Source organism: Corynebacterium sp. MSK039 (genome assembly GCF_030232315.1).
In the GTDB taxonomy this organism is placed as follows: domain Bacteria; phylum Actinomycetota; class Actinomycetes; order Mycobacteriales; family Mycobacteriaceae; genus Corynebacterium.
Genome location: NZ_JASPJL010000020.1, coordinates 1 through 15,667, shown reverse-complemented (window position 1 = coordinate 15,667; position 15,667 = coordinate 1). Strand labels below are relative to the sequence as shown.

The window sequence follows — 15,667 nt, the reverse complement described above, 5'->3', positions numbered from 1 at the left end:
ACTTCGTGCTCTCAATGGAAACTGCTCCCCACTAGTCGGTAACTGATTTCTCAGTCCAACTAATGGGGAGCAGTTCATCTGAGGAACCGCGCGGGGGTTGTGCTGTGTGTGGAACACGGTGGGGTTTGTTGGTGGTACTTGGGGTGGGTCCTAGTTTTGGGCATCGCTACCAGCGAGTAAGCCGAGGGTTTGTATGGTTAGGCTACCCTTGGTATTATTTTGAAATTGTTGCGCGTCATGCTGTGCCCGTGACCTGCCGGAGTATTCTTTCCGGATATTTTGGGTCGCTTGCACCGCGATGTCCCGCTGCAGTCGAAGCACTCAAAACTCTCACACTTTAAGGCCCGACATGTTCCTGAAGAAGACTCTGAGCCGCCGCGCGGCTATCAAGACCACAGCAGCTCTGGCTGTATCCGCCCTCGTTCTCACCGGTTGCGCGCGAGGGGAGGAGCAGGCCTCAGGAGGGGAAGGGGCAGGCAATGAGCGGATCGCGGCAGTTGGGCTCGGGGACGCCGATACACTGCTCGCTCTCGGAATCCAGCCTGTCCTGGTAGCGCCGTGGGGTGCGGAGGGCGATGTGGATGCCTCGGGCGTTGGCCCATGGGCAACCGACAAGCTTGGGGACGAGAAGCCAGAAACTGTCTACGGCACCGGTAACGGCTTCACTGCTGAAGTTCTGGAAAAGATTTCGGCTGCCGATCCCGACAAGATCATCGCTGTGAACAGCGCCGTGGATGAGCAGGCGAAGAAGGCTCTCAACGACATTGCCCCAACCACCGTCAAGCCAGAGGGGACAACGGACTGGCAGATCCCGTGGCGAGACCAGGTAGCCCAGATCGCGAGGGCTGTGGATAAGAAGGAGGAAGGGGACAAGCTCGTCGAGGAGACGCAGAAGGCTTTCGAGGACTTCCGAAAGCAGCACCCCGAGCTCAAGGGCAAGCGCGCAGCTATCGTCATGCCCTACGAGGGCAAGATTGGCCTGTACACCTCCGGCGATGGTCGAGGGCAGTTCATCGAGAACTTGGGCTTCGACATTCCGAAGGAGCTTGAGGGCAATGGCGGTGAGTTCTACCGCGACATCGCTCCCGAGAACTACAACGAGCTCAACAACGTGGATTACCTCTTTGTGCTCGATTACCAGGGGGCAGCAGAAACTCTGAAGAAGGATCCAACCTTCAGCAAGCTCGAGGTGGTTCGCGAGGGCAAGGTGTACTGGATGGAGGACAACGTCGGTAACGCGATGAGCATGCCCAACCCCCTGACCATCCCGTGGGCCGTCGAGAAGTTCTCCGACGCGGTCTAGCTGCAGAAGTTCTGTGATCAAAGCGCTCTCACCGCTCGCCTCTCCCGCACAACGCCTACGTGGCGGTGCGGGGGCTAGGCGTCCCCTGTCCGTTGTCGCGGTTACGCTTGGCGCACTGGCTTTTCTGGTGCTTTTGATGATCGCCTCCTTGTACCTAGGGGCCCGCAGCCTGTCGATGGGGGAGGTGACCAGCATCCTCCTGCACGGACCGCACCACGCGCCACATTCCACCGCTGGCGCAGAGCAGGCAGGGATTGTTTGGGACCTGCGCGTGCCCCGCACTCTCTTGGCTGTGTTCGCGGGCGCAGCCCTCGCCATGGCGGGAGCGATCGCGCAGAGCTGGACACGCAACCCCTTGGCGGACCCCGGCATCATCGGTGTCAACGCCGGCGCGGGATTCGCGGTCGCCGTCTCACTCACCGTGGGGTGGGCGACGACGGTCGGGCACCGGGCAGTGGCAGGGCTTATCGGTGCGGCCATTGCCGCGCTGGTCGTCCTGCTTATCTCCCGGGTCTCCCGCGACCCATTGACGCTGGTGCTAGTAGGCGTCGGCGTCACCTTCACCCTGCAAGCAGCCACGAATATGCTGAGCCTCTATTCCTCCGACACCCTGGAGGGGCTGCGCCGCTGGACCGTCGGCTCTACCGCAGGGCGCGGTATGGATGACGTTCTGATGGCTGCTGTCGGCCTAGCCCTCGGGGCATTGTGCGCGGCGTTAGCGGCACGGCCACTGGACCTTCTGGCCATGGGTGAGGATGCGGCTCGTTCCCTGGGTGGCTCGCCCGCCCGAGCACGTCTGCTCGCCGCCGCTGCGGTGGTTATTCTTGCCGGTTCGGCGACCGCCACCGTGGGGCTTGTTACTTTTGTGGGCTTTGCCGTACCGCATTTGCTGCGGCCTGTCACCGGCCCTGGGCTTACGCGCTTGCTGCTCCCCACCGCGGTGGTTGGCGGCGCTGCCACGTTGTTGGCAGACATTGTTGGTCGTTTCGTGCTGCAGCCGAATGAACTCGAGATGTCGATTGTTCTGGCTATCGGCTGTGCGCCCATCATGGTCGCGGCGGTTCGTCGTCGGCGAGGCATTTCGGGCTCGAAAGACGCGGAGGTGGCAGTGTGAGCGGGATGACGGCATTGCACGCAGTCAAGCGCGTTCGCACCAGGCGTATCTTCCTGGCGACATTAGGCTTCGCCGCCGCCACGGTGCTCGGTTATTTCCTCATTCTTGGGCAGGGGGCTGTGAAGCTCAGCCCGGCTGAGGTGCTTGATGTTCTCACCGGTGGCGGTACGCGCCAGGCGATCAACGTTGTGTGGGATCTGCGCCTTCCCGTGGCCATCGCCACCGTCGTGGTTGGCGCGGCCCTGGGGCTCGCCGGATCATGGACTCAAGCCATGGCCCGCAATCCGCTAGCCAGCCCCGATATCCTCGGCGTTTCCGGGGGCGCAGCAGTGCTTGTCGTTGCGGGCACAGTGCTTGCCCGACCGGCATGGAGCGAGGGTATCCCGACGTTTTGGTGGCGTGCGGGTCTCGCCCTCATCGGTTCCCTGGTGATTGTCGCGTTGCTTATGCTGCTCGGTGGCTTTGGCACCTCACAGCGCGTGGTGCTCATTGGCCTGGCGCTTTCTTTTCTGACGCAGGCCTTGGTGCAGTATCTTTTGCTCAAAGCGGAGCTGACCCGCGCTGCAGATGCCCAAACGTGGCTCGCTGGTTCCACCGGCTTCGTACGCACCGAAGCGTTGTTGCCCATGGTGTTGGGCATGCTGCCTTTCGTGGTCTTGGGCCTCGTCGTCACGGTCGATCTTCCACTTTTTGCTCATGACGACGCCACCGCTTCCACCCTTGGCGTGAATGTCACCCGGGTGCGCTCGATCTTGCTTATCGCAGCGACGGGCATCGTTGCGGTCGTGGTTTCCTTTGTTGGGCCCATCGGTTTTATCGCGTTGCTGGCTCCTCAGTTGGCCAAGTTGGTGGCCGGTACCCCTACGCCTCATCCGTTGTGTTCGGCTGTTGCGGGATCCGCGCTCATGGCCGTGTGCGCGGTGGTGGCAGGTGCGTTGCCCTTTACTGCTCCTGTGGGGTTGGTGACCGCGATTATCGGCGGACCTGCGCTGATTTGGCTGGTGTGGTCGGCCGCGCGTCGCGGAACTGTGAAAGGAATGATCCAATGAGTATGCGAGTCGAGCACGTGACGGCCGGCTACAGCGAGGACCGGAGCATCGTTAAGGATGTCTCTTTTGAAGCGCAGCCGGGGCAGGTCACGACGCTGCTTGGCCCCAATGGCTGTGGTAAGTCCACCCTGCTCAAAGCCCTGTCCAGGCTTCTCGTTCCTAGCCAGGGGCGGGTGCTCGTCGGGGATAAGGACGTCCACAGCTTGGGCGCCCGCGAGGCAGCTCGTCTCATCGCGCTCTTGCCGCAACATCCGATCTGCCCGCCGGGGCTGACGGTAGGGGAGCTGGTGGAGCGTGGGAGGCACCCCTACCGGCGCGCGCTGTGGGGTGGGAGCGAATCGCCCTCCGAGGACCGGAAGAAGGTGCGGGAGGCGTTGGAGAAAACAGCGACTGACCACCTTGCCGCTCGTGATGTGGCGGCGCTCTCTGGTGGCCAGAGGCAGCGCGTCTGGATGGCGATGGTGCTGGCGCAGGATACGCCGGTCGTGTTGCTGGATGAGCCGACAACTTACCTAGACCCAGCGCATGCGATGGAGATCCTGGGGATCGTGCGCGAGCTCGCTCGGGAGGGCAAGACAGTCGTGACGGTGCTGCATGACCTCAGCCTGGCTGGTGCCTTCAGCGACACCATGATCGTGATGAAGGGCGGGAAAAAGATCGCGCAGGGCGCACCGCGGGAAGCGCTAACGGAGGATGTGCTCCACGAGGCTTATGGCCTGCGCGCTGAGGTGTGGGAGGACCCCCGTGGCACAGCGCCGATCATCGTGCCACGAGGAGTCGTCGACAACCCCACCCAGGCCTCCTAGCGCCACACCGCAGAGGGCGGTAGCTAGATGCTCGGGGTTGGCGTCATCTGACCCGAGCTAAGGGCGAGCCCTGCCGATGAACCAGTACGGGCACCATTGCACGGAGTCGCTCTTAAGCCCCCACGAGTCAATGACGTGGCGCCGTACCTCTTTGCAGAGAGCTCCTTCGCCCGCGACCCAGACATATGACGCGCGGGTGGCGGGGTGGGCGGCTTCGTCGAGTTGGCGAAGGTGCGACAGGGTGGCGCCGCTGAACTCTGTGGTGGGGCAGAGAATAACTTTTAAGCTGCCTACCTTGTCCTCCCAGTGTTCACGTAGCAGCGGTTCCAGGTCGTGCTGGCTTTCGGCAAGCACTATCACGTGCATCTCGGGTAGCTGTTCGGGCGCGAAGGTCTGCGTGTACTCCAGGATGGCGCGGAGGGAAGGCGCTGCAGAGGGGTCGGCAATCAAGGTCTGGGAAGTCTGCTGACGATGCCACAGACCCTGGCATGTCCACAGAGCGACGTCATCGCCGACGTGGGCGTTCAACGCCCAAGAAAGCCCGGGGCCGATGTGCTCGTCATCAGCGCTGTTTATGCCGTGCGTAACCACATCGAAAGTGAGGATTCCGCGTTCGGAATCAAGTGTTCGGACCGTATACCAACGCAGACTCGGGCGCCGCCCCTCCGGCATAGCCGCCACGCTGGCGCGGATGTTAATGCCACCATCGTGATCTGGAAGGTGCAGCTGCGCGCCGGGGGTCGGGGGCATGAGGAGGCCAAAGAACTCATCAGGGCCAGAGAGTTGGCAACCCATTAGTTCGGGTGACTGGACGGCGATCCGACGCAAATTCTTTGCCGGAGCACTGATGCTGCAGACCTCAGCGCGGATGATGCGATGACCGCGCTCGCTTGGGGGATCGAGCAGCTGGTGATCAACGTATGAAGCGGGTCGGGTAGCGCTGATCGCGAGGGGATCCATGGTGTTCTGGCTCTTCGACATAATGCTGGTAAGCCTACCCTTAGTGTTGATTGCGCGGGGTCGGATGGTCAGGGGGAGGATCGTGCGCCGGGGCTGGAGCGCACACAACCCCCGCCTGGTTCTTAGGGAACCGAGCGGGGGCTGTTCTGCGAGTGGCTGAAACCAGAGGTAGCTGAAGGGCTATTTCAGTGCGCCGATCCAGCTCATTTTCTTGCCGTTATGCAGGATCGCATTGCGGTAGATTCGCGCCACCAGTGCCAGCACAGCGATGACCACGATTACGCAGAGCCCATAGGCCGCGAGCACCGCAGCCAGGCTCATGTGCCCGGCTACATACTGCAGCGGGGCGACGGCCAGGCTGAACGGCGGAAGCCAGCCGAGCACCTGCATGATGGTGCTGTCGAGCGCGTTGAAGCCGAACGCGGGGGCGTAGATCATGCCGAAGACGAACAGCAGGATCGGCATCTGCGTGGACTGTAGGTCTTCGGTGCGGCTAACCATCGACCCCGCGGCGGCGTAGAGACTGCCGAAGAAGAGCATGCCCAGGATGAAGGAGACCAGGATCATCGGCAGCACCGACATGTCGAACTCGAAGCCATCGGCCAGCCCGGAGATCGACAGTGCCGCCACGCTGGCGAGGACGATCACAGCTGTGGCTACCAGGCCCACGATCGTGTTTCCGATGAGCTTGCCCGCGAGGAAGTCCAGCGGCCGCACGCTCGCCAGGATGATCTCCACGACGCGGGAGGACTTCTCCTCGGTGATGCGCCCGCCGATATTTCCGGCGAAGAGCATGATGAAGAAGGTCATCAGCATCATCCCCAGCATGACGGTGACGATGGCGCCCATCTGCTCTTCGACAGGATCCTCGCTGATATCCGTGGTTGTCACGTCCGCAGCACCCATCGCCTCGCCGAATTCCTGCGGGTTGATGCCGAGTTTGTCCAGGGCCTCATTCTGGGTCAGCGTGCCCGTCACGGCCGCGACGGTGGCCTGGACGCTGCTCTTGGGCTGCCCGTCGCTGAGCAGCTCATAGCCCTCGTCGGTCTTGATCAGGGCTGCGTCGATGTCTTCCTTTACCGCGGCTTCCGCGGCATCGCGGCCGGTGGCGTCGGCGACGGAGAGCTTCTCGACATTCTCGCCCAGGGCGTCCTGGACCTGCCGGAACTCTTCGGCGGAAATTCCCACCACCGCGAGCGTCGGGGCGTCGTCCTCCCGGTTGTTGAAGTAGCTGGCTACTCCGATACCTCCGATCGCGAGGATGAGCGTGATGATCAGGGAGAAGATGATTCCCTTGTTCCGCACCGCGACGGCGATCTCGCGGGCGGCGACGGTACGGATCGTGTTTGAACTGGTGTAACTCATGCGGTACCTCCCGCGCGGTTCGTGCTTTCTTCCGCGGCCTGCTGCTTCGCCCCCTGGATGACCTCCTGGAACAGGTCGGTCAGGTCGGGGATGCGGCGCTGGAAGTGGTGCACCGGACCGGCCGCGAGCGCGTCACGCAACAGCTCCTGGTCACGGTCCTGGCGGTCGACCTGCAGCAGGACGGTGCCGTCGTCCTCGCCGACGAAGGTAGCGAAATCGGGGTACCAGTCGCGCGCCGGGGTGCCGATCTCGAAGATGACCGGGCCGCGCTCACGCAGTTCCTGGACGCCACCCTCGGCCTGCATCTGGCCGGCGGTGATGATGCCTACGCGGTCGCAGAGCCGCTGGACTAGGTCCAGCTGGTGGGAGCTGAAGAGTACGGGCACGCCGCGCTGGGCGCGCTCGACGAGCATGTCGGACATGACCTGCACCGCGACCGGATCCAGCCCCGAGAAGGGCTCGTCCAGGATGAGGACGTCCGGGTCGTGGATGAGGGAGGCCGCCAGTTGGACGCGCTGCTGGTTGCCCAGGGAGAGCTCCTCCAGCTTGTCCTGGGTGCGTTTCCCAAGGTCCAGGCGCTCCAGCAGGTCCTGCGCGGCGGTGGCTGCAGCGGACTTATCCATGCCGTGCAGGCGGCCGAAGAAGCTCAGCTGGTCTGCGATTTTTTCCTTGTTGTAGAGCCCGCGTTCCTCGGGCATGTAGCCGATCCGGCGGCGCAAGTCGTCGTTCATTGGGGTGCTGCCAAGGCGGACCTCGCCCGAGTCAGCAGCTAGGACTCCCAATGCGATGCGCATCGTCGTGGACTTTCCCGCACCGTTGGAGCCAACGAAGCCGTAGATCTCGCCCGGTTGGACGGAAAAGCTCATGTCCTTCAGTACGTGGTGGTCGCCGTAGAATTTATTTAATTTCTCGACGTGGAGGGCAGTTCCTGTCATCCGTTCCTTTGCTTGAAGTCGGTCGCGGTTGGTGTTTTCTGAGGGCAGAGACGCGCGAATGTCTGCGACGTTTCTGTGCGCTAAGGATTTTACCGATCGGACTGGGCCACAGCGGGGTGTGACGGAAAAAGGTAGACAGGGGGCATGCCAACTATTACTCAGAATCTGGACAATAATTCCGTCATCCCGCTGCTGACCATGAACGATGGTCGGCAGATCCCGCAGCTCGGTTTTGGTACCTTCCAGCTGTCCGGCGAGACCTGCTACAACGCCGTGCGGGCCGCGATCACCGCGGGTTACCGCCACATCGACACCGCCGCTGTCTACGGCAACGAGGAAGAGGTCGGTCGCGCCATCCAGGACGCCATCGATGCCGGCGAGGTGACCCGCGAGCAGCTCTTCGTCACCACGAAGCTGTGGAACGATAGCCACGACCGTGTCGCCGGTGCCCTGGATGCCTCCCTGGAGCGCCTCGGCCTGGATTATGTGGATCTTTACCTGATTCACTGGCCGGTCGAGAAGATCGGAATGTTTGCCACGGCCTACCGGGACATGGTGACCCTGCGGGATCAGGGCAAGACCGCCAGCGTCGGCGTGTGCAATAGCTACCCAGAGGTCCTGGGCAAGATGATCGAGGCCAGCGGCGATACCCCGGCTGTGAACCAGATCGAGGTTCACCCCGGTTTCAACCAGGATGAGCTGCGTGCTGAGAACGCCAAGCGCGGCATCCTGACCGAGTCCTGGTCCCCGCTGAAGCAGGGGCAGAACCTGGATAACCCGGCCTTCCAGGCCATCGCGGACGCCCACGGGGTGACCGTCGCGCAGGTCATCATCCGCTGGCACATCCAGCGCGGCGATGTGGTGATCCCGCGTAGCTCCAAGCCGGAGCGCATCCGCAGCAACGCGGACGTGTTCGGCTTCCAGCTCACTGAGGACCAGATGCAGCGCATCACCGCGATCGAGGAGGGCGAGGCAGGCCGCCGCGGCCCGAATCCACACACCTTCTACGAGGGAACCTCGCTGCAGAAGCAGTAGTTCTCCCGCGATCGGCCGAAACCGCCCAGCCGGTGGGCGTGAGCTTATGGGTGGGGCGTGGGCGCGCAATATTTTTCTCGGCGGGGCACACCTCAGCGCCGGGCGCCGAAGTTTCAGGGGCGCTAACCCGGTGCGAGCTCTAGGGCACGCGCGCGATGACCTCGGTATTCGGGATGAAGAACGCCGCGCCACCGGTGCCAGCCCATTGGGACCAGCCCTCGGCGATCTGGGTCAGCGCCTCGAGGGTGACCGTGCCGAGCTGGTCGGGCACGAGTTCGCCGTCATCCGTCACCGCGGTATCGGGGAAGTCCTCACCCAGTGCGGCGGCAGTGGTGCGGGCGTAGCGGGGTGACATGCTGCGCCGCGTCCACTTCTCGGCCAACGCTTCGCGCTCGGCCTCGCTGGCGTAGACGGTCAGGCTGCCGGACACGCTGAGGTCAGTGAGCCCAGCGGAGTAGAGGGTATGCGGCAGCTGGCGACCCATCGCGGGGTTGCCGTCGTGGGTTGCCAGCCCGACGGAGAAGGTCGCGCGCCAACGGGATAGCCCCGGGTTGGGCGGGAACCACGTCATCGCGCCGAAGTCGGCGTCCCGGACGGCGATGATGCCGCCGGGCTTCGTGACGCGCCGGAATTCCTGGAGCACGACCTGCGGGTCTGCGAGGTGGTGCAGGACCTGGTGGCAGAAGACGACGTCGAAGGTAGCGTCCGCGAAGGGGAGCTGGTGAATATCTGCCTGCTGGAACGGAATGTCCAGCTGCTTGTCCGTAGCAAACTTCGTGGCCTCCGCGATCGCCTCGGCGGATTGGTCGACCCCGGTGACCTGTGCGGGTGCGCCGCCGAGGTCGGCGATGTGCTCGGCGAGGTTCGTTGTGAGGGAGCCCTGGCCGCAGCCCGCGTCGAGCAGGCGCGTGTTCGCGCTCAGGTGGGGGAGGAGGAACTCGGGGACGTCGAGCGGCGCGGGGAAGGCGTGTGGGTGCGGCACGGTTTGTGCTGGAGGGGTTGGATTCTGGGCTTCGGGATTCATGGCTTCATGCTAGGTGAGCGGACTTCCCACCGCACTTAGGTGATATGTCACGTACGTTTGGGTTAAGGTTAAGGGTATGCAATTCGGAATCTTCACCATCGGCGATGTCACCCCCAACCCTGTCACGGGGGACGTGCCCAGCGAGCACGAGCGCATCAAGAACACCGTCGAGATCGCGAAGAAGGCAGAGGCCGAGGGGCTCGACGTCTTCGCCACGGGGCAGCACCACAATCCACCGTTCGTCGCGCCCGCGAACCCACCCGTGCTGATGGCCAACCTCGCCGCGCAGACCGAGACCCTCCAGCTCTCCACCGCGACCACGCTGATCACCACCACCGACCCGGTGCGGATCGCGGAGGATTACGCCTACGTCCAGCACCTCGCGGAGGGACGTGTGGACCTCATGCTCGGCCGCGGCAACACCGGCCCCGTCTATCCGTGGTTCGGCAAGGACATCCGCAAGTCGATTCCCCTTTCCGTAGAGAATTACCACCTGCTGCGTCGCCTGTGGCGCGAAGAGGACCTGACGTGGAAGGGCGAATTCCGCACCCCACTGCAACAGTTCACGTCCACCCCACGTCCTTTGGACGACGTCCCGCCCTTCGTGTGGCACGGTTCCATTCGCTCCCCGGAGGTCGCCGAGCAGGCCGCGTACTACGGGGACGGGTTCTTCCATAACCACATCTTCTGGAACATCGAGCACACCCAGCAGCTGGTGCGCCTGTACCGCCAGCGCTTCGAGCACTACGGGCACGGCGCGGCCGACCAGGCGATCGTCGGGCTGGGTGGGCAGATCTTCGCTGCCGATACCGAAAAGGAGGCCAAGGCCACCTTCCGGCCGTTCTTCGACAACGCCCCGGTCTATGGGCACGGCCCGTCGCTGGAGGAATTCGAGCGCATCACCCCGCTGACGGTCGGCACCCCGGAGCAGATCATCGAGCGTTACCTGGGTTACGCTGACGCCGTAGGCGACTACCAGCGCCAGCTCTTCCTGATCGACCACGCCGGCTTGCCGCAGGAGATGGTGCTCGAGCAGATTGAGATCCTCGGTAGGGAGATCGTGCCGGTCCTGCGGGAGGAGTTCGAGCGCCGCCGCCCGGCGCACGTACCCTCCGACCCGCCGACCCACGCCACGCTGGTGGCGGAGGGGCCGGACTCTCCGCACCGGCAGGTGCAGCCGGCCCAGGTTCAGTAGCTGGGTAGGTGCAGTAGCTGCTTAGGGGCGTGCAGGCCTAGTATCGCTCCTGGTAGTTCACCGCTGGAAGTGCAAGGAAAGGATGGAGCAGAAGAGTTCATGAACTCCCTCATCGTTCTCAACGGAGGTTTGGGCAGCCCGTCGACGACCCGCAAGCTCGCCGAACGCATCGCCGGTGCGGTGGAATCCCAGGTTGGCCGCCGCGGAGAGTCCGTGGCCGTGGAGTACATCGACATCCGCGAATACGCCGCCGATCTGGCCACGATGATGACCACCGGGATCGCCTCGGAGAAGCTCAAGGCGGCTCAGGATAAGATCACCGCGGCCGACGCGATGGTCGCCGCGAGCCCGGTCTTTGCCGCCAGCTACTCGGGTCTGTTCAAGATGTTCATGGACGCCCTGGATCCGAACGCGATCACCGGCATGCCCGTGATCATCGCCGCCACCGCCGGGACACCCCGGCACTCCCTGATGCTGGAATACGCGATGCGCCCGCTGCTGAGCTACCTACGCGCGGATGTGATGAGCACCGCGGTCTTCGCGGCCACGGATGATTTCGGCGGCGAGGAAGGGCTGGACCGGCGCATCGAGCGCGCCGCCAGCCAGCTCGCCGACGAGATCGCGCGGGTCTCCGGCGCCGTCGAGGGGCTGGGGCCTTCTTCGCAGGTCAAGCGCAGCTCCGGCAACGACGTTGCTGCGGACGTGCCGGATTTTCTGAATCTGCTCTCTGGGCACGACGGCAACTAGCCTCTCGGGGGAAGATTGCCGTCCATGATGACCTTCTCCTGTGCCGGGTCCCAGGTGAAGGTCGCGTGGGCTTCGCCGGAGCGCATAGCGTTGGCCTCGCCGGGCTTGGTGTAGAAGTAGGTCACCGCGATCGTCTGGTCGTCGACCTGTTTGACGTCGGGGGAGAAGCCCTGCGGCTCGGCGGTGGCGGTGCCCAGGTACTCGCCCCGGTGGAAGAGCATGATGTGGTACGGGCTGGAGGCGGTTGCCAAATCAATCGTGAGGACAATGGGCGAAAGATCAGCACAAGGGTCGTAGAGACCCGTGCCGGCGAACTCGGTGTTCCAATCCCGGCTGATGTGATCAGGGGTCGGAAGCTTGCCCACATTCTGTGCCAGCGCCTCCTCGGCGGAAAGGTCACCGCACCGCTTGGTCCGGGTCTTTGGGCGTGGCTCGCTCTCCTGGGCCTTTCTCGTTGGCTTCGGCTTGGCCCGGTCCTTGCTTTCCGCGGGCCGCGTCTTCTTCACCGTCTGGGTGATGGTGACAGGCGAACTGGAGTCGGCGGCATCGCTGCCGTCACTGCTGCACGCGGTCAGTCCTCCCACGAGGACGCAGGAGAGAGCCAGTGGTAGCGCAACATTGTGGAGCCTCATGGCTATGAGATTACTTCGCCCCAGGTAGGAAGCCGACCTGGGGGAGAGAGGGGGCAGCCTTGGCAGGCCAGGACTAAGGCTTCGGCGGCAGTTCGCCGTTCATGACGACCTTCTCCTGCGCCGGATCCCAGGTGAAGGTGGCGTGGGCTTCGCCCGAACGTTCAGCGTTAGCTTCGCCGGGCTTGGTGTAGAAGTAGGTCACCGCGAGGGTCTTCCCATCGACCCGCTGGATGTCGGGGGAGAAGCCCTGCGGCTCGGCGGTAGCGGTGCCCAGGTACTCGCCCTTGTGGAAGAGCATGATGTGGTACGGGCTGGATCCGGTTGCGCCGTCGATGGTCAGCACGATGGGCGAAAGGTCAGCACAAGGGTCGTAGAGATCCGTGCCGGTGTACGACGTGTTCCACGTCCAGTCAGTGCCCTTTGGGGAGGCGAGCTTGCCCACGTTTTGTCGGAGCGCCTCCTCGGCGGGGAGGTCTCCGCACTGCTTATCCGGCTTCTTGCCCGGCTCGCTCTCCTGTGCCGGGGGCTTCCTCGTCGGCTCAGGCTTCGGCTGGTCCTTCGCCTCCGAGGGGTTCGACTCCTTCATCGTCTGGGTGACGGTTGCCGGCGAGCTGGCATCGGTAGATTCGGTGGCGGTGCCATCATCGCTGCACGCGCTCAGCGTTCCCGCCAAGGTGCAGGAGAGGGCGATGGATAGTGCAACTTTTTGGTACCTCATGCCCCTGAGGCTACGCCCCTAAAAATGCTTTGTCAGCAAACGTTTATACGTTTAGAAGGGTGTATTTTTTGTCGAATAGCAACGAGAATAGAGCTACTGTCAGTCCTCGCTAGAGGACTCAATGCGTCAGAAAGTCGCCTCATGACTCGTTCAGTGAAACCTGTGCCCGCTCCGGCTACTGCCCCAGTGGAATCGGGTTCTCGCCGCGCCTACCTGCTGGCGACAATTGTTTTGCAGGCTCTCGTCGGCCTGTGCTCTGCGGTCGCATTTACTCTTGGCGAGTCAGTGTCCTGGCCCCTGGTTTGGGCTGCGACTGTTCTCGCCGCCTTTCTCCTGTTTCTGGCTCTGTGGAGCTCGGGGGTTCTGGTCCTCAACGCGCTAAACGGGGTCGGGGCCGCGTGTCTTCTCGTCGCATGGGGCTCAGCGCTCTACTACGAGTACAGGCCCTCGCAAGGGGACGGAGTGGTGATCAATCCCCTGCCGGTGATCCTGCTCCCGGTGGGAGCGCTCATCGGCGTCGTTGCGATCGGCATTGCCGTGACATACCTGAGAAGGGGCGCCCGGACTCTCTCCGCAAAAGCCTGATCGGTGGCGGGTGTGGTGTCGTGTTTTCTGCAACCTGAGCGGGGTCAATAGGCACGGCGGACCAGGCGGCAACCGTTCTGGAAACCGCACGTGCTGAGGGGCTGACCAGCCAGGTGCGCCTGTTCGTTCCGGAGGATACTGACCATGCGTGGCAGGCCAGCGAGCGCTAGGTTTGCGAGCAAGCGTTAGGCTCTGGCTTGTGCTTCCTCTTGCTCAATCTCAGCATTGAATTCGCGCTTCGAGGACTGCCACTGGTCCTCGGTCATGCCGATCCGCCAGTAACCAGAAATCGAAACGTCGGCGCGGGGGATCTCCGAGTCGACGAAGAGGAAGCGGCGCATTTCCTTAATCATCTCGGCGACACCGTGGATAAACCAGCTGGTCTTCTTACCCGTTGGCACACCGGCCGAGCGCACCACGCGAGAAAGCTCCGTGCCGTGGGTTGCCCCATCGCGGATAACCCAGTTGACGTCCACGCCCTCGCGGGTGGGGAGTTCAAACTTCCGGTCCTCTGCCTCGATCTCGATGAAGGCGGTCGCCGTGGCGCCCTCGGGGAGGTGCTTCAGACCCGCGCCGATGGCTGGTGCAGCGGACTCATCGCCGACGAAGATAAAGTGCTCATATTCTTCGCCGGGGCCCCACGCTCCACCCGGGCCGAAGAAGCCGATCTTCGCCCCAATTTCGGCCGCGCGCGCCCAGGGCGCAGCCAGTCCGGAATCGCCGTGGGTGACAAAATCGACGTCGAAATCCCCGGTTTCTGGGTCCAGATTAATCAGGGTGTAGGTGCGGGTGACTGGCTGCTTATCCCTGGGCTGCTCCTCACGAACCTTCTCGATATCGAATGGCCACGAGTAATCAGCGCCCTCTGGGGCGAAGAGCAGCTTGATGTAGTGGTCGGTAAACGCCAGCTCCTTGCCCACAAATGCAGGAGAGTTCAAGCTCAAACGAACGAGATCCGGAGAGAGCTGGCGGCGGTCAGTCACGGTTGCTTCGTTGGCCTTACGGGGTTTGCGCTTCGGTGCTGCGCTTCGAGCCTGGTCAGCCATGATCATCACTGTCCTTCAAACACTGGGGTGCTGTGGGGGTGCCCGCATCTTTTCTTAGGTAAGGCTAACACAATTAACGGTGGTGGGTTGGTGGGGCTCGTGATGACCAGTGGCTTAAGTTCTAGTGGTCGTTGCAACACTGATCTGAAGGGTTGGTGTTGGTGATGACGGTGTCACGGTGGGATCCACCGGTTGAGGAGATCACTCGGTTTCACCAGTTGGTGGTGGGTGATGGTTTGTCGGTGCGTGCGGCTGGGTTGGATCTGGGATGGTCGTTAGCTACGGCGTATCGGATTGCGCATTGTGATGGGTTACCACTGCGGAATAAGACGTTGTCGTCACAGGTGGTTGACGAGATTGTTGCGTTGTTTGCCCAGAATGTCGCGCCAATGGATATTGTGCGGCGGTTGGGTGTGAATCCTTCGTCGGTATACCGGGTGGGGATATCGATTGGTGCGCGGCCCCGTCCTGCTCCTGAGGGTCGGCGGGCTGTGGCTACGGCGCGGCGAGTGGAGTATTTGGAGCTTCGGGCCTGTGGGTTGGATCGTCGTTCTGCTGCAGCTGCGTGTGGGATGGGGTTACGTGGTGCGCTTGATGTTGATAAGGGGGTGATTAAAACACGTGGTCGGCGTGTGCCGTTTGTGCCCGATGGCCAGGCAGTTTATCGCTATAAACGGCTTATGCAGGTTCTTGCGTATGTTGATGGCCGGGTCAGTGTTCCGGTGGAGGTGCTGCCGCAGGCTGCGGTGGAGAAGGTGATTGACCGGCGGTACTTGTCGTTGGTGGAGCGGGAGCGCATCGCGGATCGGGTGAATCGGAATTTATCGGTTCGGGCGATTGCGCGTGAGCTTGGGCGTGATCCGGGGACGATTTCGCGCGAGATTAGTCGCAATAGTGGTGATGATGGCATTTATCGGCCGTATGAGGCGCACCGGAAGTCAACGCTTCGGAGGTTTCGGCCGAAGGTGTCGAAGATTGCGGCGAATCCTCGGTTGAAACAGCAGGTGTGGCAGTGGTTGCGGATGGAGTTTTCCCCTGAGCAGGTGGCTGGCCGGTTGCGCAGGGAATTCCCTGGCTGAGGTTACCCTCGTTTAGTGGACACCCAACTTGTACGGATGTTGTGTCCGTAGGAGAGGATGTTCATTGTGAGCCA

14 protein-coding genes and 1 pseudogene are annotated in these 15,667 nt (G+C 62.9%); 8 read left to right on the top strand and 7 right to left on the bottom strand.

Annotated elements, in window-relative coordinates; all coding sequences use genetic code 11:
• The first annotated feature begins 349 nt into the window (after positions 1-349).
• The 4 genes from QP997_RS09350 to QP997_RS09335 all read left to right on the top strand — a co-directional run bounded on the left by QP997_RS09350 (position 350) and on the right by QP997_RS09335 (position 4,272).
• Positions 350-1,303, top strand: coding sequence for an iron-siderophore ABC transporter substrate-binding protein (locus tag QP997_RS09350; protein ID WP_070491589.1), 954 nt, complete (start codon positions 350-352; stop codon positions 1,301-1,303).
• Positions 1,304-1,439: 136 nt separating this feature from the next.
• On the top strand, positions 1,440-2,417 hold the full coding sequence (locus tag QP997_RS09345; protein ID WP_284846964.1) for a FecCD family ABC transporter permease: 978 nt from the start codon (positions 1,440-1,442) through the stop codon (positions 2,415-2,417).
• Between the two features lie 5 nt (positions 2,418-2,422).
• Positions 2,423-3,466: a FecCD family ABC transporter permease gene (locus QP997_RS09340; RefSeq protein WP_284846963.1), complete on the top strand. Its 1,044-nt coding sequence runs from the start codon at positions 2,423-2,425 to the stop codon at positions 3,464-3,466.
• The gene (locus tag QP997_RS09335; protein WP_284846962.1) at positions 3,463-4,272 is read left to right on the top strand and encodes an ABC transporter ATP-binding protein; all 810 of its coding nucleotides are present in this window, start codon (positions 3,463-3,465) and stop codon (positions 4,270-4,272) included. The genes QP997_RS09340 and QP997_RS09335 overlap by 4 nt, the downstream gene beginning before the upstream one ends.
• Before the next feature lie 57 nt (positions 4,273-4,329).
• Here the strand turns inward: QP997_RS09335 and QP997_RS09330 are convergent, their stop codons facing one another.
• The 3 genes from QP997_RS09330 to QP997_RS09320 all read right to left on the bottom strand — a co-directional run bounded on the left by QP997_RS09330 (position 4,330) and on the right by QP997_RS09320 (position 7,532).
• Positions 4,330-5,253, bottom strand: coding sequence for a siderophore-interacting protein (locus tag QP997_RS09330; RefSeq protein WP_284846961.1), 924 nt, complete (start codon positions 5,251-5,253; stop codon positions 4,330-4,332).
• A 159-nt stretch (positions 5,254-5,412) separates the two neighbouring features.
• On the bottom strand, positions 5,413-6,597 hold the full coding sequence (locus QP997_RS09325) for an ABC transporter permease (protein WP_284846960.1): 1,185 nt from the start codon (positions 6,595-6,597) through the stop codon (positions 5,413-5,415).
• Complete coding sequence (locus QP997_RS09320; protein ID WP_284846959.1) at positions 6,594-7,532, bottom strand: ABC transporter ATP-binding protein; 939 nt, start codon at positions 7,530-7,532, stop codon at positions 6,594-6,596. The genes QP997_RS09325 and QP997_RS09320 overlap by 4 nt, the downstream gene beginning before the upstream one ends.
• A 144-nt stretch (positions 7,533-7,676) precedes the next feature.
• Between QP997_RS09320 and QP997_RS09315 the strand changes: the two genes are divergently transcribed.
• Positions 7,677-8,567, top strand: coding sequence for an aldo/keto reductase (locus tag QP997_RS09315; protein ID WP_284758596.1), 891 nt, complete (start codon positions 7,677-7,679; stop codon positions 8,565-8,567).
• A gap of 139 nt (positions 8,568-8,706) precedes the next feature.
• Here the strand turns inward: QP997_RS09315 and QP997_RS09310 are convergent, their stop codons facing one another.
• Positions 8,707-9,591, bottom strand: coding sequence for a class I SAM-dependent methyltransferase (locus QP997_RS09310; protein ID WP_284846958.1), 885 nt, complete (start codon positions 9,589-9,591; stop codon positions 8,707-8,709).
• Between the two features lie 76 nt (positions 9,592-9,667).
• On the opposite strand from QP997_RS09310, the gene QP997_RS09305 reads away from it, so the two are divergent.
• Together QP997_RS09305 and QP997_RS09300 are read left to right on the top strand one after the other, a co-directional pair.
• Positions 9,668-10,786 carry a CE1758 family FMN-dependent luciferase-like monooxygenase gene (locus QP997_RS09305; protein WP_070758432.1) on the top strand — a complete coding sequence of 373 codons (1,119 nt, stop codon included), beginning with the start codon at positions 9,668-9,670 and terminating at the stop codon, positions 10,784-10,786.
• 99 nt (positions 10,787-10,885) lie between these two features.
• Positions 10,886-11,533: an FMN reductase gene (locus QP997_RS09300; RefSeq protein WP_070758431.1), complete on the top strand. Its 648-nt coding sequence runs from the start codon at positions 10,886-10,888 to the stop codon at positions 11,531-11,533.
• Here the strand turns inward: QP997_RS09300 and QP997_RS09295 are convergent.
• The 3 genes from QP997_RS09295 to QP997_RS09285 all read right to left on the bottom strand — a co-directional run bounded on the left by QP997_RS09295 (position 11,530) and on the right by QP997_RS09285 (position 14,514).
• Positions 11,530-12,165, bottom strand: coding sequence for an LppP/LprE family lipoprotein (locus tag QP997_RS09295; RefSeq protein ID WP_284846957.1), 636 nt, complete (start codon positions 12,163-12,165; stop codon positions 11,530-11,532). The two genes, QP997_RS09300 and QP997_RS09295, sit on opposite strands and share 4 nt — an antisense overlap.
• A 73-nt stretch (positions 12,166-12,238) precedes the next feature.
• A complete protein-coding gene (locus QP997_RS09290) occupies positions 12,239-12,883 on the bottom strand; it encodes an LppP/LprE family lipoprotein (RefSeq protein ID WP_284846956.1) in 645 nt (214 codons plus the stop codon).
• A gap of 770 nt (positions 12,884-13,653) precedes the next feature.
• Positions 13,654-14,514: a siderophore-interacting protein gene (locus QP997_RS09285; RefSeq protein ID WP_284758589.1), complete on the bottom strand. Its 861-nt coding sequence runs from the start codon at positions 14,512-14,514 to the stop codon at positions 13,654-13,656.
• Positions 14,515-14,666: 152 nt separating this feature from the next.
• On the opposite strand from QP997_RS09285, the pseudogene QP997_RS09280 reads away from it, so the two are divergent.
• Positions 14,667-15,590 (top strand): annotated as a pseudogene (locus QP997_RS09280) (transposase); the annotation flags it as partial.
• Positions 15,591-15,667: the final 77 nt, after the last annotated feature.